General features: G+C 53.5%; 19 protein-coding genes. 9 read left to right on the forward strand and 10 right to left on the reverse strand.

Annotation, left to right across the window (positions count from 1 at the left end):
* Nucleotides 1-10 precede the first annotated feature (10 nt).
* From lpxC to mutT, 4 genes are all read left to right on the forward strand, one after another.
* Nucleotides 11-928, forward strand: a complete 918-nt coding sequence (gene lpxC, locus HVZ37_RS04465) for a UDP-3-O-acyl-N-acetylglucosamine deacetylase (protein ID WP_000595473.1) — start codon at nt 11-13, stop codon at nt 926-928.
* 276 nt (nt 929-1204) lie between these two features.
* Complete coding sequence (secM, locus tag HVZ37_RS04470; protein ID WP_042997930.1) at nt 1205-1711, forward strand: secA translation cis-regulator SecM; 507 nt, start codon at nt 1205-1207, stop codon at nt 1709-1711.
* Between the two features lie 63 nt (nt 1712-1774).
* Nucleotides 1775-4480 (forward strand): preprotein translocase subunit SecA, encoded by a 2706-nt coding sequence (gene secA, locus HVZ37_RS04475; RefSeq protein ID WP_042997929.1) that lies wholly within the window; start codon nt 1775-1777, stop codon nt 4478-4480.
* A gap of 63 nt (nt 4481-4543) precedes the next feature.
* Nucleotides 4544-4936, forward strand: a complete 393-nt coding sequence (gene mutT, locus HVZ37_RS04480; protein ID WP_044255459.1) for an 8-oxo-dGTP diphosphatase MutT — start codon at nt 4544-4546, stop codon at nt 4934-4936.
* 59 nt (nt 4937-4995) lie between these two features.
* Here the strand turns inward: mutT and yacG are convergent, their stop codons facing one another.
* From yacG to coaE, 3 genes are read right to left on the reverse strand one after another with little or no spacing between them, the layout of a single operon-like run.
* Nucleotides 4996-5190: a DNA gyrase inhibitor YacG gene (yacG, locus tag HVZ37_RS04485; RefSeq protein WP_042997927.1), complete on the reverse strand. Its 195-nt coding sequence runs from the start codon at nt 5188-5190 to the stop codon at nt 4996-4998.
* Between the two features lie 9 nt (nt 5191-5199).
* Nucleotides 5200-5943: a cell division protein ZapD gene (gene zapD / locus HVZ37_RS04490; RefSeq protein WP_042997926.1), complete on the reverse strand. Its 744-nt coding sequence runs from the start codon at nt 5941-5943 to the stop codon at nt 5200-5202.
* Complete coding sequence (coaE, locus tag HVZ37_RS04495; protein WP_044267409.1) at nt 5943-6563, reverse strand: dephospho-CoA kinase; 621 nt, start codon at nt 6561-6563, stop codon at nt 5943-5945. Before coaE ends, zapD begins: the two co-directional genes overlap by 1 nt.
* Nucleotides 6564-6788: 225 nt before the next feature.
* Here coaE and HVZ37_RS04500 point away from each other — a divergent pair, with 225 nt between their 5' ends.
* Nucleotides 6789-7832, forward strand: coding sequence for a GMP reductase (locus tag HVZ37_RS04500; protein WP_109739878.1), 1044 nt, complete (start codon nt 6789-6791; stop codon nt 7830-7832).
* A gap of 56 nt (nt 7833-7888) precedes the next feature.
* On the opposite strand, the gene hofC is transcribed toward HVZ37_RS04500, so the two are convergent.
* The 4 genes from hofC to nadC form a co-directional block, all read right to left on the reverse strand.
* Nucleotides 7889-9091, reverse strand: a complete 1203-nt coding sequence (gene hofC, locus HVZ37_RS04505; protein WP_181628141.1) for a protein transport protein HofC — start codon at nt 9089-9091, stop codon at nt 7889-7891.
* Nucleotides 9081-10466, reverse strand: a complete 1386-nt coding sequence (gspE, locus tag HVZ37_RS04510; protein ID WP_181628142.1) for a type II secretion system protein GspE — start codon at nt 10464-10466, stop codon at nt 9081-9083. Before gspE ends, hofC begins: the two co-directional genes overlap by 11 nt.
* Nucleotides 10467-10475: 9 nt before the next feature.
* The gene (ppdD, locus tag HVZ37_RS04515) at nt 10476-10913 is read right to left on the reverse strand and encodes a prepilin peptidase-dependent pilin (protein ID WP_042997921.1); all 438 of its coding nucleotides are present in this window, start codon (nt 10911-10913) and stop codon (nt 10476-10478) included.
* Nucleotides 10914-11117: 204 nt separating this feature from the next.
* On the reverse strand, nt 11118-12017 hold the full coding sequence (gene nadC, locus HVZ37_RS04520) for a carboxylating nicotinate-nucleotide diphosphorylase (protein ID WP_042997920.1): 900 nt from the start codon (nt 12015-12017) through the stop codon (nt 11118-11120).
* A gap of 87 nt (nt 12018-12104) precedes the next feature.
* Between nadC and ampD the strand changes: the two genes are divergently transcribed.
* Both ampD and ampE read left to right on the forward strand, forming a co-directional pair.
* Complete coding sequence (gene ampD / locus HVZ37_RS04525) at nt 12105-12668, forward strand: 1,6-anhydro-N-acetylmuramyl-L-alanine amidase AmpD (RefSeq protein ID WP_181628143.1); 564 nt, start codon at nt 12105-12107, stop codon at nt 12666-12668.
* The gene (ampE, locus tag HVZ37_RS04530) at nt 12665-13519 is read left to right on the forward strand and encodes a beta-lactamase regulator AmpE (RefSeq protein ID WP_044255451.1); all 855 of its coding nucleotides are present in this window, start codon (nt 12665-12667) and stop codon (nt 13517-13519) included. Before ampD ends, ampE begins: the two co-directional genes overlap by 4 nt.
* A 47-nt stretch (nt 13520-13566) precedes the next feature.
* Here the strand turns inward: ampE and HVZ37_RS04535 are convergent, their stop codons facing one another.
* From HVZ37_RS04535 to aroP, 3 genes are all read right to left on the reverse strand, one after another.
* The gene (locus tag HVZ37_RS04535; RefSeq protein ID WP_181628144.1) at nt 13567-14517 is read right to left on the reverse strand and encodes a family 43 glycosylhydrolase; all 951 of its coding nucleotides are present in this window, start codon (nt 14515-14517) and stop codon (nt 13567-13569) included.
* Nucleotides 14517-15923: an MFS transporter gene (locus HVZ37_RS04540; protein WP_042997916.1), complete on the reverse strand. Its 1407-nt coding sequence runs from the start codon at nt 15921-15923 to the stop codon at nt 14517-14519. The genes HVZ37_RS04535 and HVZ37_RS04540 overlap by 1 nt, the downstream gene beginning before the upstream one ends.
* A 158-nt stretch (nt 15924-16081) precedes the next feature.
* Nucleotides 16082-17455, reverse strand: a complete 1374-nt coding sequence (aroP, locus tag HVZ37_RS04545; RefSeq protein WP_086512694.1) for an aromatic amino acid transporter AroP — start codon at nt 17453-17455, stop codon at nt 16082-16084.
* A 589-nt stretch (nt 17456-18044) separates the two neighbouring features.
* Between aroP and pdhR the strand changes: the two genes are divergently transcribed.
* Both pdhR and aceE read left to right on the forward strand, forming a co-directional pair.
* Nucleotides 18045-18809 carry a pyruvate dehydrogenase complex transcriptional repressor PdhR gene (pdhR, locus tag HVZ37_RS04550; protein WP_042997914.1) on the forward strand — a complete coding sequence of 255 codons (765 nt, stop codon included), beginning with the start codon at nt 18045-18047 and terminating at the stop codon, nt 18807-18809.
* Nucleotides 18810-19097: 288 nt separating this feature from the next.
* A complete protein-coding gene (gene aceE, locus HVZ37_RS04555; RefSeq protein WP_042997913.1) occupies nt 19098-21761 on the forward strand; it encodes a pyruvate dehydrogenase (acetyl-transferring), homodimeric type in 2664 nt (887 codons plus the stop codon).
* Nucleotides 21762-21769 lie beyond the last annotated feature (8 nt).

Raw genomic sequence — 21769 nt, forward strand, 5'->3', positions numbered from 1 at the left:
AGATTATACGATGATCAAACAAAGGACACTTAAACGTATCGTTCAGGCGACTGGTGTCGGTTTACATACCGGCAAGAAAGTCACCCTGACATTACGCCCTGCGCCGGCCAACACCGGGGTCATCTATCGTCGCACCGACTTGAATCCACCGGTAGATTTCCCGGCCGATGCCAAATCTGTGCGTGATACCATGCTCTGTACATGTCTGGTTAATGAGCATGATGTACGGATTTCAACCGTTGAGCACCTTAACGCTGCTCTGGCGGGTTTGGGTATCGATAACATTGTTATCGAAGTCGATGCTCCGGAAATCCCGATCATGGATGGCAGTGCTGCTCCGTTCGTCTACCTGCTGCTTGATGCCGGTATTGAAGAACTGAACAGTGCCAAGAAATTTGTTCGCATCAAAGAGACCGTTCGGGTCGAAGATGGCGACAAGTGGGCTGAGTTCAGACCGTACAATGGTTTTACGTTGGATTTCACCATCGACTTTAACCATCCGGCGATCGACTCCAGCACTCAGCGCTATGCGATGAATTTCTCTGCTGATGCGTTCATGCGCCAGATCAGCCGCGCGCGTACTTTCGGTTTCATGCGTGATATCGAATATCTGCAGTCCCGTGGCTTGTGCCTGGGCGGCAGCTTCGATTGTGCCATCGTTGTTGACGATTATCGCGTACTGAACGAAGACGGCCTGCGTTTTGAAGATGAATTCGTTCGTCACAAAATGCTCGACGCCATTGGCGACCTGTTCATGTGTGGTCACAACATTATCGGTGCATTTACCGCGTACAAATCCGGACATGCGCTGAATAACAAACTGCTACAGGCTGTTCTGGCAAAACAGGAAGCCTGGGAATATGTGACCTTCCAGGACGACGCAGAACTGCCGCTGGCTTTCAAAGCGCCTTCGACCGTACTGGCATAACGACACAGGTTGTCGCATAAATTCGACTGGTTAATCTGGCACTCTCTCCGGCCAGGTAAGCCAGTCGTTTTTTTTGACATTTTCTTCCCTGCCTGTTGGCAAAAGTGCCTTTCGGTTGTGTTCTTTCGCGTACTGAATCGCGATGCCGTGCGAACGCTGCTTTCTTAAGCACTTTTGCCTGTAACTTCTCATCAATACTGCTGTAGTGCCTGCGCATTAATGATAAGATTTGTGCGCAAAAAACGTTTTGAATAACACGATTGGGATGGCAATAACGTGAGTGGAATACTGACGCGCTGGCGACAGTTAGGTAGACGCTACTTCTGGCCGCATCTCTTATTTGGGATGGTCGCGGCGAGTTTTGGCTTGCCCGCGCTCGGAAATACCGTTGAGCCAACAACGCCGGCAAAGGCGACAGCCAGTAGCCATGAACAGCGCGTTAGAGTTAATTTCAGCCAACTGGCGCTGCTGGAAGCGAGCAATCGTCGCCCCAATTTCACCGTCGATTACTGGCATCAGCATGCTATTCGTACGGTCATCCGTCATCTTTCCTTCGCAATGGCACCGCAGGCGCTGCCCGTTGCTGAAGAACCGTTACCGCTTCAGGCACACCATTTAGCCTTACTGAACACGCTCAGCGCGATGCTGACGCAGGAAGGTACGCCTCCGGCAAGTGTGTCGCGCGTAACGTATGCCCATTTTACGCCTCAGGCCGTATTCACCGTTCCCGCCTGGATCAGCCAGGCGCAGGGGATCCGTGCCGGCCCTCAACGCCTCAGCTAAAAAACCCAATAAACTTCAATACATTATTATGACCCCACATCGCGGGGCGTTTGAGATTTCAATATGCTAATCAAATTATTAACGAAAGTATTCGGTAGCCGTAACGATCGTACGTTACGTCGTATGCGTAAAGCGGTTGCAGTGATCAATGCCATGGAACCGGAGATGGAAAAACTCTCCGATGACGAACTGAAAGCGAAAACCGGTGAATTCCGTGCGCGTCTGGAAAAAGGCGAAAGCGTGGAGAGTCTAATCCCGGAAGCGTTTGCTGTCGTACGTGAAGCCAGTAAGCGCGTGTTCGGCATGCGTCACTTCGACGTTCAGTTGCTCGGTGGGATGGTCCTTAACGATCGCTGCATCGCGGAAATGCGTACCGGTGAAGGTAAAACCCTGACTGCAACGCTGCCAGCTTACCTGAACGCACTAAGCGGCAAAGGTGTTCACGTGGTTACCGTGAACGACTATCTGGCGCAGCGTGACGCCGAAAACAACCGTCCGCTGTTCGAATTCCTCGGTATGACCGTCGGGATCAACCTGCCGGGTATGCCTGCGCCAGCCAAGCGCGAAGCCTACGCCGCCGACATTACTTACGGCACCAACAACGAATATGGCTTTGACTACCTGCGTGACAACATGGCGTTCAGCCCTGAAGAACGCGTACAGCGTAAACTGCACTATGCGCTGGTGGATGAGGTCGACTCCATCCTCATCGATGAGGCGCGTACGCCGCTGATCATTTCCGGCCCGGCTGAAGACAGCTCGGAAATGTACAAGAAAGTGAACAAAATCATCCCGCACCTGATTCGTCAGGAAAAAGAAGATTCTGACAGCTTCCAGGGTGAAGGTCACTTCTCTGTGGATGAAAAAGCGCGCCAGGTTAACCTGACTGAACGTGGTCTGGTACTGATTGAAGAACTGCTGGTGAAAGAAGGCATCATGGATGAAGGCGAGTCTCTGTACTCTCCGGGCAACATTATGCTGATGCACCACGTGACCGCAGCGCTGCGCGCGCACGCGTTGTTCACCCGCGACGTTGACTACATCGTAAAAGACGGCGAAGTCATCATCGTTGACGAACACACCGGTCGTACTATGCAGGGCCGTCGCTGGTCTGATGGTCTGCACCAGGCTGTTGAAGCGAAAGAGGGCGTGGATATCCAGAACGAGAACCAGACGCTGGCCTCGATCACCTTCCAGAACTACTTCCGTCTGTATGAAAAACTGGCCGGTATGACCGGTACGGCAGATACCGAAGCGTTCGAATTTAGCTCAATCTATAAACTGGATACCGTAGTGGTGCCGACCAACCGTCCGATGATCCGTAAAGATATGCCGGATCTGGTCTACATGACCGAAGCGGAAAAAATTCAGGCCATTATTGAAGATATTAAAGAGCGTACCGCCAATGGTCAGCCGGTACTGGTGGGGACTATCTCCATTGAGAAATCCGAAGTGGTTTCTAACGAACTGACCAAAGCGGGCATCAAGCACAACGTTCTGAACGCAAAATTCCACGCCAACGAAGCGGCCATCGTCGCGCAGGCGGGCTACCCGGCGGCGGTGACCATCGCCACCAACATGGCTGGTCGTGGTACCGATATTGTGCTGGGCGGTAGCTGGCAGGCTGAAGTGGCCGCGCTGGAAAACCCAACGCCAGAACAGATTGCACAGATTAAAGCCGACTGGCAGGTTCGCCACGAAGCGGTGCTGGCGTCCGGTGGTCTGCACATCATCGGTACTGAGCGTCATGAATCTCGCCGTATCGATAACCAGTTGCGTGGTCGTTCCGGTCGTCAGGGTGATGCGGGTTCTTCGCGTTTCTATCTGTCAATGGAAGATGCGTTGATGCGTATTTTTGCCTCTGACCGCGTGTCCGGCATGATGCGTAAACTGGGGATGAAACCGGGCGAGGCCATTGAGCACCCGTGGGTCACCAAAGCGATTGCTAACGCGCAGCGTAAAGTGGAAAGCCGCAACTTCGATATTCGTAAGCAACTGCTGGAATACGATGATGTTGCCAACGATCAGCGTCGTGCGATCTATACCCAGCGTAACGAACTGTTGGATGTAAGCGACGTTAGTGAAACTATCAACAGCATTCGTGAAGACGTGTTCAAAGCCACGATTGATGCTTACATTCCGCCGCAGTCTCTGGAAGAAATGTGGGATATCCCGGGTCTGCAGGAACGCCTGAAAAATGACTTCGATCTGGAGATGCCGATCGCAGAATGGCTGGATAAAGAACCAGAACTGCATGAAGAGACACTGCGTGAGCGTATTCTGGCGCAGGCCATCGACGTGTATCAGCGCAAAGAAGAAGTGGTTGGCGCAGAGATGATGCGTCACTTCGAAAAAGGCGTCATGCTGCAAACGCTTGATTCCCTGTGGAAAGAGCACCTGGCGGCGATGGATTACCTGCGTCAGGGTATCCATCTGCGTGGCTATGCGCAAAAAGATCCGAAGCAGGAATATAAGCGCGAATCCTTCTCGATGTTTGCCTCTATGCTGGAATCACTGAAATACGAAGTGATCAGTACGCTGAGCAAAGTTCAGGTTCGCATGCCGGAAGAAGTTGAAGCCATGGAACAGCAGCGTCGTGAAGAGGCGGAGCGTTTAGCGCAGATGCAACAGCTCAGCCATCAGGACGACGACAGCGCTGCGGCGGCCGATCTGGCGGCACAAACGGGCGAGCGTAAAGTAGGTCGTAACGATCCGTGCCCGTGTGGTTCTGGTAAAAAATACAAACAGTGCCACGGCCGTCTGAGCTAAGATCTGCATAATAACGATGTCTGAAGGCGCAGGAAACTGCGCCTTTTTTATGGGTACGACAATATGAAAAAACTGAACATCGCGGTCGGGATTATTCGTAATCCGTATAACGAAATCTTTATCACCCAGCGTGCGGCCGACGCGCATATGGCGAATAAACTGGAATTTCCAGGCGGAAAGATTGAGGCGGGCGAGACGCCGGAGCAGGCGCTGAGCCGCGAGCTACAGGAAGAGGTGGGCATTACGCCGGTAGGTGCCACGCTTTTCGAGAAGCTGGAGTATCAGTTTCCGGACAGGCATATCACGCTGTGGTTCTGGCTGGTGGAAAGCTGGAAAGGTGAACCGTGGGGAAAAGAGGGGCAGCCTGGAAAATGGATTGCCGCCGGGATGTTGCAGGCGGAGGATTTCCCTCCGGCGAATGCGCCCGTGATTGCGAAGTTAAAACAAAACCTGTAGGCCGGATGAGGCGACGCCGATGCGCGGTGGGGGCGTATGATCCCCCAGACCGTCTCTGTTTACTCTTTCGTTTCGCTCCAGTCGTCGCTGTCGGAAAGATCGCTGCTGCTGGCAATGCGTTTCTCTTCAGCGGCCCATTCACCTAAATCGATCAACTGACAACGTTTGGAACAAAACGGACGGAATGGACTGACTTCACCCCATACAACCGTTTTGCCACAGGTGGGGCAATTTACGGTGATCGTCTCAGACATCTTAACTCCTTAACAGCAGGCCAGTTCGAAATCGAGGCGCTCAGGCACCACGCCATTGTCGCTATCGAGCGGCATAAAACGGATCGCAAAACGGCTCTTGTGGCCGGAAATTTGCGGATAAAGCTGTAAACCCAACGGCAACTGCAGGCGCAGTAAGTCTGCGTCTTCCCCGTTGTCCTGATAAAAGCCGTTCAGGCTGGTTTGTTTACGAAACGGTGCCGAGTTACGAATTAAATCAAGGATCAGAGTCAGCGCCTGAGTCAGCGGGTGCAGGCTGGCAAGCCAGCTATCGACCTGCGCATCGCGCTGTGCCTGTGGCATATGCAGCCAGATATGCAGCGTCGGTAAATCAAAGCTGCAACAACCGCCGGGAATACTCAGACGCTGGCGGACCAGGGCAATCAGCCGATCCTCACGTAAAAATTGTCCCATGCGCGGCGCGGAAATCAAAATACTGCCGGCCGTTTTTAACTGCTGGCGCAGAGCATCAATACGGCTCTGGTCGACGCCCGGGACTTCTGTCCATGCCTGAAGTTTACGCTGCTGGCGCTCAAGCTCTTTCAGTAATTCTGTACGCACTTCACCACGTTCGAATACGTCCAACAAATCTCCGGCATTGCGAAAGAAATGCAGAGCATCTGAACTCTCTGCAATCGGTAAGCGTGCAGAGAGTTGTTGAACCAAAAACTCAATGCGCAACCACGTGCGCATCTTCTCATTGAGAGGGTGTTCAAAAAGGACCTGGGTGTGCATTACGGTTTTTCCTGTGAGACAAACTGCGACGCAAGCTGGAGATAACGTGCGTGCAGGCGGGCGACATCCGACATGATGGAATCTGGTGCGCCATTATTATCAATAACATCGTCTGCCACGGCAAGGCGTGCTTCACGCGTCGCCTGAGCAGCGAGAATCTGTTCAACGTGTGCGCGCGTAACGTCATCGCGCTGCATGGTCCGGGCAAGCTGCGTCTCGGGGGTGACATCCACCACGAGCACGCGATTGGCCTGGCGATAAAGGCCGTTTTCAACCAGTAATGGCACCACCCACAGCACATATGCAGACGTCGCCTGTTGCAACTGACGTTGGGTCTCCTGCTGGATGAGCGGATGAAGCAAGGCACTGAGCCAGGCCTTCTCTTGCGGATCAGCAAAAATCCGTTCGCGAAGCAGTCGACGATGCAGCGTGCCGTCTGCGGCAATCAGTTCAGGGCCAAAATGCGCCGCAATCGCATCCAGCGCAGGCTTGCCCGGTTCGACCACCTGGCGGGCAATAATATCGGCGTCAATTATCTGAATTCCGAGGTCAGCAAAGGCATTCGCAACGGTGCTTTTACCACTGCCAATGCCGCCAGTTAAGGCTACTGTATACCTCATAAGCTCGGTTCCCGGGAATTCATTATGATAATCAATTGGTTGAAAGTTGAACGTACACTGGCGATGATGACTCTGGGCGTGCCCGCTATTCGCCAGGTAAATTTATGGGATTGTAGCGTAAAAAAAGAGAATTTCGCAGTCTTGCGCGGCATTGATTAGTGCGTATGATAGCGTCACTGGAGTTGCGCTCTCATACTAATAGCCCTTAACCCCAGGAATCCGCACATGCGTATTGAAGAAGATCTGAAGTTAGGTTTTAAAGACGTTCTTATCCGCCCTAAGCGTTCTACCCTTAAAAGTCGTTCCGATGTTGAGCTGGAACGTCAATTCACCTTTAAACATTCAGGTCAGACCTGGTCCGGCGTACCTATTATTGCTGCCAACATGGATACCGTCGGGACATTTGCGATGGCAACGGCTCTTGCCTCTTTCGATGTGCTGACCGCCGTTCATAAGCATTACACCGTTGAAGACTGGACGGCTTTTGTGAGCTCGGCATCAGCCGATGTACTCAAGCACGTCATGGTCTCTACCGGTACGTCCGATGCGGATTTCGAGAAGACCAAACAGATTCTGGCGTTGGATCCGGCACTGAACTTTGTCTGCATCGATGTTGCCAATGGCTACTCCGAACACTTTGTTCAGTTCGTGTCGAAAGCGCGTGAAGCCTGGCCGACCAAAACCATCTGCGCCGGTAATGTGGTCACGGGCGAAATGTGTGAGGAACTGGTTCTGTCTGGCGCGGATATCGTTAAAGTCGGTATTGGTCCGGGCTCTGTCTGCACTACGCGTGTGAAAACCGGTGTTGGTTATCCGCAACTGTCTGCGGTGATCGAGTGTGCTGATGCGGCGCACGGTCTGGGTGGGATGATTGTCAGCGATGGAGGTTGTACCATGCCTGGTGATGTGGCGAAAGCATTCGGTGGCGGCGCTGATTTCGTGATGCTTGGCGGTATGCTGGCTGGCCACGAAGAGAGTGGCGGTAAAATCGTTGAAGAAAACGGCGGAAAATTCATGCTGTTCTACGGCATGAGCTCTGAATCCGCCATGACCCGTCATGTCGGCGGCGTTGCGCAGTATCGAGCTGCGGAAGGGAAAACCGTCAAGCTGCCGCTGCGTGGCCCGGTGGAGAACACCGCGCGTGATATTCTCGGCGGCCTGCGTTCAGCCTGTACCTACGTCGGTGCCTCTCGTTTGAAAGAGCTGACCAAACGTACGACGTTTATCCGGGTTCAGGAACAAGAAAACCGCGTTTTCAATAGCCTGTAACCCTCCCCAGGAACTGGCGCTGCATGGAGCGCCAGTTCTGCTGTCGACTTCCTTCGTTATCCCACGCCACTCATCGCATCGCCCAGATGGAAAATCGGTAAATACATCGCCACGACCAGTGTGCCGATGATAAGCCCTGTAATCACCAGCAGCGCGGGTTCCAGTAGTGCCGCCAGGTTGTCAGCCATCGCCTGGGTATGTTCATCATGATGACGGGCAAGGTTGCGCAACATGATATCCAGCGAGCCAGAGGCTTCTCCGGTCCTGACCAGTTGCAGACATAATGGGCTAAATTCTTCCGCATTTTTGAGTGCCTGCCAGACGGGCACGCCGGTACTGATATCGTGCTGTACCTGGGCCAGGCGCAGTGCCCAGTAAGGGCACTGAATCGTCTCTTTCACACTCTTAAGCGCGGGTAAAAATGCGATCCCCGCCGTCTGCGTTAGCGCGAGGATGGTAAAAATTTGTGTGAGCTTCTGACCCCTTATCAACTGGCCCATCACGGGCATGCGGAGTAATCCTCTCTGGCGCAGCATTTGCCAGCCGGGCTTTCGGCTCAGCAGGCTGTTGGTTGCAATTAACATGACGAGCATCAGGACAATCAGCCCACTCCAGCGTTGACTCCAGTCGGCAAACGCGATGATCCCCTGAGTGAGAGCAGGTAGCGGCGTGTTAAAGGTCCGGTAAATGGCGGCAAATTCAGGCAGGACAAAGTGGAGCATCGCCACCACCACCATGACCGCCATCGTTAAAATAATGATGGGATAGCGCAGTGCTTTTTTGACCTTATCGGTTAACTGTTTTTGCGCCTTCTGCTGCCGGGCGAGTTCAAAGCAGCATTCATCCAGTTTCCCGGTTAACTCTCCGGTGCGTATCATCGCCTGATACAGCGGTGGAAACACGTCAGGCCACTGCGCCAGCGCGCTGGAGAGCGGCGTACCGTGTTCCAGTTCGTTTGCAAGGCTCCCTAACAGGGCTTGCCACTGCTTGCTCGGTTGCTGTCCGGCAAGCAATTCCAGCCCTTCAGACAGCGTTAGCCCCGGTTTTAGCAGCGTAGCGAGCTGGTGAATCACTTCCGTGGATTTGTCATGGCGCCAGAGCGCACGCTTTACGCGTAAGGATTTCATGCGCAAAGGTATTATCTGATGCTGTTCAAGTTCCTGCATCAACACGAGTCGGTTTTCCGCCCAACGGGTTCCCTCTCCGGGCAGGCCATCGTGATTCATTCCCTGCCAGTACCACAGCTTTTTAGTGATCATCTGGCATACCCAGAATGCGCACCAGTTCCTCAAACGTCGTCAGCCCTTGATCGACGGCGCGGCATCCGCTTTCAAAGAGTGTGCTCATTCCTGCCTGTTTTGCATGGGCTTCCAGCGTTGCGGCTGAGGCGTCGTTGGCAATCTGATGACGCAGTTCAGCGGTGATCGCAAGTAATTCAAACAACGCCGCACGACCATAGAAGCCGTGATAGCAGTGTTCGCAGCCAACCGCCTGCCAGCGGGGTAGCGGCGTTGGGTACCATGCGGGCGGTAAGCGAAGGGGATCGTCACTCAGCCGTCGACAGTGCGGACACAGTTTTCTGACCAGCCGTTGCGCGACCACTAAGGTTAACGCGGAAGAGAGCATCCAGCGCGCCACCCCCATCTGCTGTAAGCGTACCAGCGCTTCGCAGGTTGAGTTGGTATGCAGCGTGGAAAGCACCAGATGCCCGGTCTGTGCGGCCTTAATAGCAATTTCTGCGGTTTCGCCGTCGCGGATCTCACCTACCATGATGACATCCGGATCCTGGCGTAGCAGTGCCCGCAATACGCCTTGAAAGGTCAGCCCGGCACGGGGATGGATCTGCGTCTGATTGATACCGTCGAGGGGAATCTCCACCGGATCCTCAACACTGCACAGATTCACCTCCGGTGCGTTTCGCGTTTGCAGCGCGCTATAAAGCGTTACCGTTTTACCGCTACCCGTGGGGCCAGTGACGAGGCTCAGCCCCTGAGGTTGTTGCAGGGCGTGGAGGAAGGTAGAGAGTTGCGTGTCGTGCATACCCAGCGTGCAGGCATCCAGTGCCTGATTTACCTGATGCAGCAACCGTAGCACTACCTTTTCGCCATAACGACAGGGAAGGGTGGCGATACGAAACGAGACGGTAGCGCCGTTCAACTCAATGGTAAATTGCCCGTCCTGCGGCAAGCGGTGTTCCGCGATATCCAGATGGCTTAACACTTTCAAACGTGCTGTCAGGGCGATACCGGTCTCTTTGGCGATATTGGGTAAGCTATGTAGCACGCCGTCCACGCGTAAGCGGAGACGGACGTGATGCTCTGCAGGTTCTATGTGGATATCTGAGGCCCGTTTCGCCAGCGCGCTTTGTAATGTGTTATCCAGTAAAACCGCCGCGCTGACGCTGCTCTCAGGCACCACGGACGGCAGCGCGGGTGAGGCGTGATGCTGGTGTTGCTCCATTTGCTGGCGCGTCCAGCAGGCAATCTCAATGCGGCGAGTCGTGGCAAAATGCAGGGCGTCCAGCAGTTCATGAGAAGGGGCATCTTCGATGGCAATGTGTACCACATCGTTATTGGCATCAAGTAATATCCCCTGGTAGCGCTGGCACAGCGCGCTGAGTTGCGTCGTGTTCATGGCGCTTCCTTAATGGCTATCGAAGCGAAAGACGTCTTCGCAGGCCTGTTTTAACGCGCTGTCATTCTGGATGTTGCAGTTACGCGTCCAGCCCGTAATGCCTTCTGCTTTGTCCCACCCAGGGGTCATGATGACGCTAAGCCCGTTCAGACTTTCCTGGCCAGTAAGCGAAACCACCCCATTTTCGACGCTCATTCCTGAGACATAGCGCGTTGTTGTGGGAGAGGGAATCCCGTTGACGCTTGCGTCGCAGGTGTCTGTACCACCATGCTCCAGGGCGCAGAGTTCGACGGCAGTGCGGTAGGGGACAAAGGTTTGCAGCATATCCGTTAGCGCCGCTTTGCGCAGATAGTTCTGATAGGCCGGAATGCCGATGGCGCTGAGGATGGCAATAATGCCGATCACCACCATCAGTTCAATAAGGGTAAATCCGCGTTGTTTATCCATTGTTCGCTCCTTGAGTGAGTGGACGTCACTTTGGCAAACGCCGGCACGCCAGGCGAGTAGCAAAAAATGAATCAGGAAGGCGGGTTCAGAGGAATGTTATCGGTTTGCAGTCGCAAGCAATGAGATTGCGAGGCTCGACGAGGATTTTAACGATTGAAAGGAATAAACAGGCCCGATAAGCGGCGCTATCAGGCCCTATAATGATTACGCGTTAGCGAAGCGCATGGACAGGTCCAGCGCCCGGAGATGCTTGGTTAGCGCACCCACGGAGATAAAATCGACGCCAGTCTCGGCAAATTCCCGCAGCGTTTCGTTGGTCACGTTGCCGGAAACTTCCAGGCGCGCCTGGCCGTTGGTCCGTTTTACCGCCTCACGCATCTGTTCCGTTTCAAAGTTGTCCAGCATGATGATGTCGGCACCGGCTTTCAGCGCGTCGTCCAGTTCATCGAGGTTTTCAACTTCGACTTCTACAGGCACATCCGGATGCAGCCAGAAGGCTTTCTCCACCGCCTGACGCACGGAACCAGACGCAATAATGTGATTCTCTTTGATCAGGAAGGCATCCGAAAGCCCCAGGCGATGATTCGCGCCGCCACCGCAGAGTACGGCATATTTCAGCGCGGTACGCAGCCCAGGCAGGGTTTTACGCGTATCCAGCAGTTGGGTCTTTGTGCCCTCCAGGATATCAACGTACTTACGCACTTCGCTGGCGACACCTGACAGGGTCTGCACGAAGTTCAGCGCGGTACGCTCGCCGGTCAGTAACACGCGCGAGGGACCGTCCAGCTCAAACAGCGGTTGGTTCGCCTTGATGCTGTCGCCGTCTTCGACGTGCCAGGTGATGCTGACATCGTCGCCAGCCAGTTGAATAAAGACCTCTTCAACCCAGCGTTTGCCACAAAAAACGCCGTCTTCACGGGTGATGACCGTGGCATGAGAACGGCTGTTCTCCGGTAAAAGTTGAGCCGTAATATCGTTGCTGGCATCCACTTGACCGCCTAAATCTTCGCGTAGCGCCTGGGCGACAACGTTTGGGATATCCAGGTTAATACGTTCCAACAGCGCGTCACGTCGGTAGTCAGGGTTATAGCGGCGAGGCGGCATGATAAAACTCCAAATTGCTAACGAATCATAAGGTAGAAACATGCTACTCTGAAGCGGCTATAAGCACCACTCAAAAGGAGATTCAGCATGTTGTTAGACAAGGGCTGGCTGGCGGAAGCGCGACGCGTTCCTTCTCCGCACCACGATTGCCGCCCGGATGATGAAGTCCCTTCGTTACTGGTGGTGCACAATATCAGCCTGCCGCCCGGCGAGTTTGGCGGTCCGTGGATTGACGCACTATTCACTGGAACAATTGATCCCAATGCCCATCCCTTTTTTGCCGAAATCGCGCATCTTCGCGTTTCCGCTCATTGTCTGATTCGCCGTGATGGCGAAATCGTTCAGTATGTTCCTTTTGATAAGCGTGCATGGCATGCCGGCGTGTCGAATTATTATGGACGTGAACGCTGCAATGATTTTTCGATTGGTATTGAGCTGGAAGGGACCGATACGCTGGCTTACACCGATGCCCAGTATCAACAACTGGCTGCCATCACGCGTGCATTAATAAAGATTTATCCGGCCGTTGCCGAAAACATAACCGGACACTGTGATATTGCGCCTGAGCGTAAGACCGATCCCGGTCCGGCTTTTGACTGGGCAAAGTTTCGCGCCCTGGTCACCGCCTCGTCAGATAAGGAGATGACATGACGCTATTTACGACATTACTGGTGCTGCTTGTCGAGCGCCTGTTTAAGCTGGGCGAACACTGGCAGTTCGATCACCGTTTAGAAACTTTTTTTCGCCGGGTCAAACGCTTCTCAATGGCGCGTACGCTCGGGATGATGATCATCGCAATGGTGGTCACATTCCTGTTGCTGCGAGCGCTCGATGGACTGCTGTTTAATGTGCCAACGATTGTGGCGTGGATCCTGATTGGGTTGCTGTGCATTGGCGCGGGCAAAGTGCGGATGCACTATCACGCTTACCTTAACGCGGCGTCTCGCGATGATGCGCATGCCCGAACGGCGATGGCCAGCGAACTGACGTTGATTCATGGCGTTCCACCGGATTGCAATGAGCGTGAGTTTTTGCGTGAACTGCAAAATGCGCTGCTGTGGATTAACTTCCGTTTCTATATCGCGCCGCTGTTCTGGCTGATCGTCGGTGGTCCATGTGGACCGGTACTGCTGGTGGGCTATGCCTTCCTGCGTTCGTGGCAGTCCTGGCTGGCGCGTTACCAGACGCCGCATGAGCGCTTACAGTCCGGCATCGATGCCATTCTTCATGTTCTCGACTGGATCCCGGTGCGTCTGGCGGGCGTGGTGTATGCCCTGATCGGTCATGGAGAAAAAGCGTTGCCCGCGTGGTTTGCCTCTCTGGCGGATCTGCGTACTTCGCAATATCAGGTGTTAACACGCCTGGCGCAGTTCTCGCTGGCGCGTGAGTCGCATACCGATAAGGTTGAAACGCCAAAAGCGGCCGTTTCCATGGCGAAGAAAACGTCGTTTGCCTTAGTGGTGGTGATTGCCGTGCTCACCATTTATGGCACGTTGATTTAACGTCCTGGCAGGACGCCCGGTAAGTTGCGTGTTACCGGGCAATGATGTTAAAGCGTATCTGCGGGCGGGATGCCGAAGTCTGGCATTCCGTGGTCATCCCAGTGAATCAGCTTCAGACGTGTATGCCGATTGGGATCGTAGAGCGGATCGCCTTCAATTTCGGTGTAGTTACGCGCGTGATACACCAGCACGTCATCGCCTTCCGGTGTTTGGGTAAAGCTGTTGTGCCCGGGTCCATACTGGCGATTTTCATTGCTGGTGGTAAACACCGGCCGCGGGGATTTATGCCAGTTTGCCGGATTCAGCGGATCGGCGTGAATATCAATCCATAACAGTCCCATGCAGTAATTTTCATCCGTGGCGCTGGCGGAGTAGCTGATAAACAGCCTGTCACCGTGGGTTAATACTGCCGGACCTTCATTGACCCAAAAACCCCGACACTCCCAGTCGTACTCCGGTTTGCTGAGCATCACCGGCTGGCCTTTAATCGTCCAGGGATTTTCCAACTCCGCCAGATAAATGTTGGAGTTACCGGCGATATCTGGGAATTTTTGCGCCCACAGATACCACTGTTTTCCCTGATGGTGGAATGTTGTGGCATCGAGTGCAAAGGTATCAAACGGTGTTTTCACTTGACCCTTTTCGACCCAGTTGCCGGTGAGCGGATCGGGATCTGTACACTCCAGCGCGTACATCCGATGCTGAAACATGCCCAGTTTGTCGAGCGCCTGAGTATGCGCGGCGGCAAAGTAGATGACCCATCTACCATCGAGGTGATGAATTTCCGGTGCCCAGATCAGCTCGCTCATCGGGCCGTGTTCGGGTTTGCGCCAGACGACAACGGGTGACGCTGTACGTAATCCTTCCAGCGAATCCGCCCGCCGGATTTCCAGTCGGTCGTACTCTGGCACTGAGGCAATAAAGTAATAGTCGCTGCCGTCGCGCAGGATAAACGGATCGGCGCGTTGTTCAATAAACGGGTTAGGCCAGTTTTGCATCAGGCTTTCCTTACGGTTTCAGTGGCTTTCAGTTCCTGATAATCATTGAGTTCGCGGTAGTTAGCGCGGCGTTTTTCCAGATCGTCCTGAATCTGTTTCATCAGTTCGCGGTCGACTTTCAACAGACGTACTACGCCGGCGGTAATCAGATAGCCGACTCCCGGAATCACGGTAAAGAGCAGCATGATGCCGTTGATCGCGGAGTCGCTTTGCGCTTTCGCCCCGGCATCGTAGCCGTACCACGAGAGCAGAAAGCCAACCATCGCCCCGGCAATCGCCAGACCGAGTTTCAGGAAGAACAGGTTGCCGGAAAAGCTAATGCCGGTAATGCGCTTGCCGGTTTTCCATTCGCCGTAGTCGTCAACGTCCGCCATCAGCGACCAGTGTAGCGGCGACGGGATTTGGTGCAAAATGTTAAGCAGGAAGTAGAGCACGACAATCATCATCGTGGCTTTGGGATCGAAGAAGTAAAACGCGCAGGAGAAAAGGGCCAGCGCGATGTTGGTCCAGAAGAAAACCTTTAGCTTGCACCAGCGGTCGGTCAGCACTTTCGCCAACACGCTACCGATCATCATGCCGACCACGCCGAGACTGATAAAGATCGTGGCGAAATGGGTGCTTTGTCCCATGACCCAGGTGACGTAGTACATGGTTGCCGCCATACGGATAAAGCCCGGGCAGACGTTGCACAGCGTCAGCAGCAGTATGCGTACCCACTGGTCGTTCTTCCATACGTCTTTGAAGTCGTTTTTCATGTCATCGTGCGTGGGAACGGCAGGGCGCACACGTTCACGAACGGTGGCAAAGCAGAACAGGAACATACACATGCCGATAATGGCCAGCACGGTCATCGCCAGTTGATAGCCCTTCGCTTTGTCATCGCCGCCAAACCAGTCGACCATTGGCAGTAGAGTGAGCGACAGCAGCAACGTCGCGATACCGACCAGTACAAAGCGATAAGACTGGCAGGCCACGCGTTCTTTCGGATCGTTGGTGATCACGCCGCCCAATGAGCAATAAGGAATGTTGATCGCCGTGTAAGTAATCGACAGCAGGAAGTATGTGACAAACGCATAGATAACCTTGCTGCTATAAGTCCACTCCGGGGTGGTGAACATCAGAATGCTGAACAGCGCGTAAGGGAAGGCAATCCACAGTAACCATGGACGAAAACGGCCATATTTGCTTTGGGTTCGGTCAGCAATAGCGCCCATAATGGGGTCAGTAACGGCGTCGATAACGCGTACTGACAGTAATAACACCCCTACCAGAGCCGGGGCGAGACCAAAAACATCCGTATAAAAATAGTTAACAAACAGCATGATAGCGCCAAAGATGATGTTGCATCCGGCATCGCCCATGCCATAACCAATCTTTTCTCTTACCGACAGCTTACCTGTATCCATTGAGATGTCTCCCCATCAAGGTGATGGAAAGAATTATTCGTCTGTAAGCCTTTAATTGCGTTGCAGGATAGCGCCGCTGATATGGACGAAATGGCTGTTGGGGAGAAAGTGTGAGGCAGGTAACAACCCTCACCCATGACGGGTGAGGGTTCAAGGAATTAATGGGCTTTCGCCGTCTTCGCGGATTTCTGTTTGCACAGATAACCGATGCCAAGAACAACCAGCCATACCGGGATCAGGTAAACCGAAATCGCCATACCCGGCGTCATCAGCATAATTACCAGCACCGCCGCCATGAAGGCCAGACAGACCCAGTTACCCAGCGGGTAGAACAGTGCCGGGAAGCGGGTTTTCACTCCCTGTTGCTGCTTCGCGCGGCGGAATTTGATGTGCGCCAGACTGATCATCGCCCAGTTGATCACCAGTGCGGAGACCACCAGCGCCATCAGCAGGCCGAAGGCGGATTCTGGCGCCATGTAGTTGATCAGTACGCACAGCGCCGTCACCAGCGCCGAAACGATGATGGTATTCACCGGCACGCCGCGTTTGTCGATAGTGAGCAGGATTTTCGGGGCGTTACCCTGTTGCGCCAGACCAAACAGCATGCGGCTGTTACAGTAAACACAGCTGTTGTACACCGACAGTGCCGCCGTCAGAACCACGATATTCAGCGCGTTCGCCACGAAGGTATCGCCCAGCTCGTGGAAGATTAGGACAAACGGGCTGGTGTCAGCGGTGACACGCGTCCACGGCAGCAGGGAAAGCAGAACGGCCAGTGAACCCACATAGAAAATCAGAATACGATAGATTACCTGGTTGGTGGCTTTGGGAATGCTCTGCTCCGGGTTATCGGCTTCGGCTGCGGTGATACCGACCAGCTCGAGCCCGCCGAAAGAGAACATGATGATCGCCATCATCATTACCAGCCCGGTCATACCATGAGGCAGGAAGCCGCCCTGTTCCCACAGGTTACGCACGGTTGCCTGCGGGCCGCCATTGCCGCTGAACAGCAGCCAGCCGCCGAACAGGATCATCGCGACCACGGCGATGACTTTGATGATCGCAAACCAGAACTCCATCTCACCGAACACTTTTACGTTGGTCAGGTTGATGGCGTTGATCGCAATAAAGAAAACGGCTGCCGAAACCCAGGTGGGGATCTCCGGCCACCAGAACTGAATGTACTTGCCGACGGCGGTCAATTCCGCCATTGCAACCAGCACATACAGCACCCAATAGTTCCAGCCCGATGCAAATCCCGCAAAACTCCCCCAGTACTTGTAGGCAAAGTGACTGAATGAACCGGCGACCGGCTCCTCAACCACCATTTCACCCAACTGACGCATAATAAGGAAGGCAATAAAACCGGCTATCGCATAACCCAGAATAATACCGGGGCCAGCGGACTGAATTACGGAGGCGCTTCCCAGGAACAGGCCTGTTCCTATCGCGCCGCCCAGCGCGATAAGCTGGATATGGCGGTTCTTAAGGCCGCGCTTTAGCTGCTCGCCGTGCTGCTGACTGTCCATCATGAAACCTCGTGAGTGGTTTACCCTTCAGTACCCGGCCGCGTGACGGCGACCGGGCAATTTGAGTAATTATTATTTGTCCTACGCAGAGATGCGTGTAAGTTTGCAATTCCGTCTGTTGTATTATTATGTTTACAGCAATGAATTTTAAAATGTCGCCGAAACTCTTTTGTCCGGAACAGAATAATGGTATGTGGCAGGGAATGCACCTGCTTTGTGAATGGATGATGACGAGTTGAATAAAAAGAGAGCAGTTGTCTATCCCGCCTCTTATTCCCTGATAACACTTCTGTAAGATATAAAGTGATTACCTATACATAAAATATGCATAAAAATGCATCTGAATCGGTTCAACCAGGATTTTTCTTCGTTTCAATAAGGTTAAAACTACCTCGCGGGTGGTAAATTTAACATTTGTGCATAGTTACATGTTTGAAACGATATTTCTGTGATGTTGTTAAAATGTGCCTGCTTTACTGATTTCAATCAAAACCTGTATGGACATAAGGTGAATACTTTGTTACTTTAGCGTCACAGATATGAAATTGGTAAGACCAATTGACTTCGGGCAAATGGCTTAAGACAGGACATCATGGCCTACAGCAAAATCCGCCAACCAAAATTATCCGATGTGATTGAGCAACAGCTGGAGTTTTTGATTCTTGAGGGCACACTACGCCCGGGCGAAAAACTCCCACCGGAACGCGAACTGGCGAAACAGTTCGACGTCTCCCGTCCCTCTTTGCGTGAGGCGATTCAACGTCTCGAAGCGAAGGGATTGCTGCTTCGTCGCCAGGGCGGCGGCACTTTTGTTCAGAGTAGCCTGTGGCAGAGCTTTAGCGATCCACTGGTAGAACTGCTCTCCGACCATCCTGAATCCCAGTTTGACCTGCTTGAGACGCGCCATGCGCTGGAAGGCATTGCTGCATACTACGCAGCGTTGCGCAGTACGGATGAAGACAAAACACGTATTCGCGAATTGCATCATGCCATTGAACTGGCGCAAGAGTCGGGTGACCGCGATGCCGAGTCCGATGCGGTCCTCCAGTATCAAATTGCTGTCACCGAAGCTGCGCACAATGTGGTGTTACTTCATCTGCTAAGGTGTATGGAGCCCATGCTGGCCCAGAACGTACGTCAGAACTTCGAGTTGCTCTATTCGCGTCGCGAGATGCTTCCGCTGGTGAGTGGTCACCGCACCCGTATTTTCGAAGCGATTATTGCCGGTAAGCCAGAAGAGGCGCGTGAAGCATCACATCGCCATCTGGCATTTATCGAAGAGATACTGCTCGACCGCAGCCGTGAGGAGAGCCGTCGTGAACGCGCCTTACGTCGTCTGGAGCAGCGAAAGAATTAGTGATTTTTCTGGTAGCTCGTTAACCAGAAGATGTTGTAAATCAAGCGCTAATGAATGAAAAGCGCGGCAACTAAACGCAGAACCTGTCTTATTGCACTTTTAGTTGTTCAAAATAATTCGGCTTGTATCGCAGCGGCAAGCGCGCGAGTCGCCAGGAGCATAGTGAACTATGTGACTGGCGCAAGGAAGCGCAGCCAACAAAGAGACAACCTGAAGAATGAAGAACAAAGAGCGCAATGGGACAGGTTCCAGATAACTCAACGTATTAGATAGATAAGGAATACCCCCATGTCAGAACGTTTCCCAAATGACGTGGATCCGATCGAAACTCGCGACTGGCTACAGGCGATCGAATCGGTCATCCGTGAAGAAGGTGTTGAGCGCGCTCAGTATCTGATTGACCAGCTTCTTTCTGAAGCCCGCAAAGGCGGCGTGAAAGTAGCGGCAGGTACAGGGGCAAGCAATTACATCAACACTATTGCCGTTGAAGATGAGCCGGAATATCCGGGCAATCTGGAGCTGGAGCGTCGTATTCGTTCTGCTATCCGTTGGAACGCCATCATGACCGTGCTGCGTGCGTCTAAAAAAGACCTCGAGCTGGGCGGCCACATGGCATCCTTCCAGTCTTCTGCGACCGTGTACGATGTGTGCTTCAACCACTTCTTCCGTGCCCGCAATGAGCAGGATGGCGGCGACCTGGTGTACTTCCAGGGCCACATCTCCCCGGGCATTTACGCACGTGCATTCCTGGAAGGCCGTCTGACTGAAGAGCAGATGGACAATTTCCGTCAGGAAGTTCATGGCAATGGCCTGTCTTCCTACCCGCACCCGAAACTGATGCCAGAATTCTGGCAGTTCCCGACCGTTTCTATGGGTCTGGGCCCAATCGGTGCGATCTATCAGGCTAAGTTCCTGAAATATCTGGAACACCGTGGCCTGAAAGACACCTCTAAACAGACTGTTTACGCTTTCCTTGGCGACGGTGAGATGGACGAGCCGGAATCCAAGGGTGCTATCACCATTGCGACCCGTGAAAAACTGGATAACCTGGTCTTCGTCATCAACTGTAACCTGCAGCGTCTGGACGGCCCGGTCACCGGTAACGGCAAAATCGTTAACGAACTGGAAGGTATCTTCGAAGGTGCTGGCTGGAACGTAATCAAAGTGATGTGGGGCGGTCGTTGGGATGAGCTGCTGCGTAAAGACACCAGCGGTAAACTGATCCAACTGATGAACGAAACTGTTGACGGCGACTACCAGACCTTCAAATCCAAAGATGGCGCATACGTTCGTGAGCATTTCTTCGGTAAATATCCGGAAACCGCAGCACTGGTTGCCGACTGGACTGATGAGCAGATCTGGGCGCTGAACCGTGGTGGTCACGATCCGAAGAAAGTCTACGCTGCACTGAAAAAAGCGCAGGAAACCAAAGGCAAAGCCACCGTCATCCTGGCCCATACCATCAAAGGTTATGGCATGGGTGACACCGCCGAAGGTAAAAACATCGCTCACCAGGTGAAGAAAATGAACATGGATGGCGTGCGCTATATTCGCGACCGCTTCAACGTTCCTGTCACCGATGAGCAGGTTGAAAAACTGTCTTACATCACCTTCCCGGAAGGGTCTGAAGAGCACAAATACCTGCACGAACGCCGCCAGGCGCTGCACGGTTATCTGCCGTCTCGTCAGCCGAACTTCACCGAGAAGCTGGAACTGCCGACTCTGGAAGACTTCGGTGCGCTGCTGGAAGAGCAGAACAAAGAGATCTCCACCACTATCGCTTTCGTTCGTGCTCTGAACGTGATGCTGAAGAACAAATCGATCAAAGATCGTCTGGTTCCGATCATCGCCGACGAAGCGCGTACTTTCGGTATGGAAGGTCTGTTCCGCCAGATAGGTATTTACAGCCCGAACGGCCAGCAGTACACCCCGCAGGACCGTGAGCAGGTTGCGTACTACAAAGAAGATGAGAAAGGTCAGATTCTGCAGGAAGGCATCAACGAGCTGGGCGCAGGGTCTTCCTGGCTGGCTGCGGCGACTTCCTACAGCACCAACGATCTGCCGATGATTCCGTTCTACATCTACTACTCCATGTTCGGGTTCCAGCGTATCGGCGACCTGTGCTGGGCAGCAGGTGACCAACAGGCGCGTGGCTTCCTGATTGGCGGGACGTCTGGTCGTACAACGCTGAACGGTGAAGGTCTGCAGCACGAAGATGGTCACAGCCATATTCAGTCTCTGACTATCCCGAACTGTATCTCTTACGATCCGTCTTACGCCTACGAAGTTGCGGTCATCATGCACGATGGTCTGGAGCGTATGTACGGTGAGAAACAAGAGAACGTTTACTACTACATCACCACGCTGAACGAAAACTACCACATGCCAGCCATGCCGGAAGGTGCTGAGGAAGGTATCCGTAAAGGTATCTACAAACTCGAAACCCTGGAAGGTAGCAAAGGTAAAGTTCAGCTGCTGGGCTCCGGTTCTATCCTGCGTCACGTTCGTGAAGCGGCAGAGATCCTGGCGAAAGACTACGGCGTGGGTTCTGACGTGTACAGCGTCACCTCCTTCACCGAACTGGCACGTGATGGTCAGGACTGTGAACGCTGGAACATGCTGCACCCACTGGAAACCCCGCGCGTTCCGTACATCGCTCAGGTGATGAACGACGCGCCGGCTGTAGCATCAACTGACTATATGAAACTGTTTGCCGAACAGGTTCGTACTTATGTACCGGCTGATGATTATCGCGTACTGGGTACCGACGGTTTCGGTCGCTCTGACAGCCGTGAAAACCTGCGTCACCACTTCGAAGTGGATGCTTCCTACGTGGTAGTCGCGGCACTGGGCGAACTGGCTAAACGTGGCGAAATCGATAAGAAAGTGGTTGCGGATGCAATTACCAAATTCAACATCGATGCAGAAAAAGTTAACCCGCGTCTGGCGTAAGAGGTAAA

Source organism: Citrobacter sp. RHB35-C17 (genome assembly GCF_013816795.1).
Classification (GTDB): Bacteria; Pseudomonadota; Gammaproteobacteria; order Enterobacterales; family Enterobacteriaceae; genus Citrobacter_A; species Citrobacter_A amalonaticus.

Bases quoted from the DNA above. Each gene is read 5' to 3' on its own strand.
- yacG (WP_042997927.1), bottom strand. From the start codon at position 5,190: ATGTCTGAGACGATCACCGTAAATTGCCCCACCTGTGGCAAAACGGTT.
- HVZ37_RS04540 (WP_042997916.1), bottom strand. From the start codon at position 15,923: ATGGATACAGGTAAGCTGTCGGTAAGAGAAAAGATTGGTTATGGCATG.
- HVZ37_RS04500 (WP_109739878.1), top strand. From the start codon at position 6,789: ATGCGTATTGAAGAAGATCTGAAGTTAGGTTTTAAAGACGTTCTTATC.
- coaE (WP_044267409.1), bottom strand. From the start codon at position 6,563: ATGAGGTATACAGTAGCCTTAACTGGCGGCATTGGCAGTGGTAAAAGC.
- ampD (WP_181628143.1), top strand. From the start codon at position 12,105: ATGTTGTTAGACAAGGGCTGGCTGGCGGAAGCGCGACGCGTTCCTTCT.
- gspE (WP_181628142.1), bottom strand. From the start codon at position 10,466: ATGAACACGACGCAACTCAGCGCGCTGTGCCAGCGCTACCAGGGGATA.
- ppdD (WP_042997921.1), bottom strand. From the start codon at position 10,913: ATGGATAAACAACGCGGATTTACCCTTATTGAACTGATGGTGGTGATC.
- aroP (WP_086512694.1), bottom strand. From the start codon at position 17,455: ATGATGGACAGTCAGCAGCACGGCGAGCAGCTAAAGCGCGGCCTTAAG.
- nadC (WP_042997920.1), bottom strand. From the start codon at position 12,017: ATGCCGCCTCGCCGCTATAACCCTGACTACCGACGTGACGCGCTGTTG.
- aceE (WP_042997913.1), top strand. From the start codon at position 19,098: ATGTCAGAACGTTTCCCAAATGACGTGGATCCGATCGAAACTCGCGAC.
- HVZ37_RS04535 (WP_181628144.1), bottom strand. From the start codon at position 14,517: ATGCAAAACTGGCCTAACCCGTTTATTGAACAACGCGCCGATCCGTTT.
- mutT (WP_044255459.1), top strand. From the start codon at position 4,544: ATGAAAAAACTGAACATCGCGGTCGGGATTATTCGTAATCCGTATAAC.
- secA (WP_042997929.1), top strand. From the start codon at position 1,775: ATGCTAATCAAATTATTAACGAAAGTATTCGGTAGCCGTAACGATCGT.
- lpxC (WP_000595473.1), top strand. From the start codon at position 11: ATGATCAAACAAAGGACACTTAAACGTATCGTTCAGGCGACTGGTGTC.
- zapD (WP_042997926.1), bottom strand. From the start codon at position 5,943: ATGCACACCCAGGTCCTTTTTGAACACCCTCTCAATGAGAAGATGCGC.
- ampE (WP_044255451.1), top strand. From the start codon at position 12,665: ATGACGCTATTTACGACATTACTGGTGCTGCTTGTCGAGCGCCTGTTT.
- pdhR (WP_042997914.1), top strand. From the start codon at position 18,045: ATGGCCTACAGCAAAATCCGCCAACCAAAATTATCCGATGTGATTGAG.
- hofC (WP_181628141.1), bottom strand. From the start codon at position 9,091: ATGATCACTAAAAAGCTGTGGTACTGGCAGGGAATGAATCACGATGGC.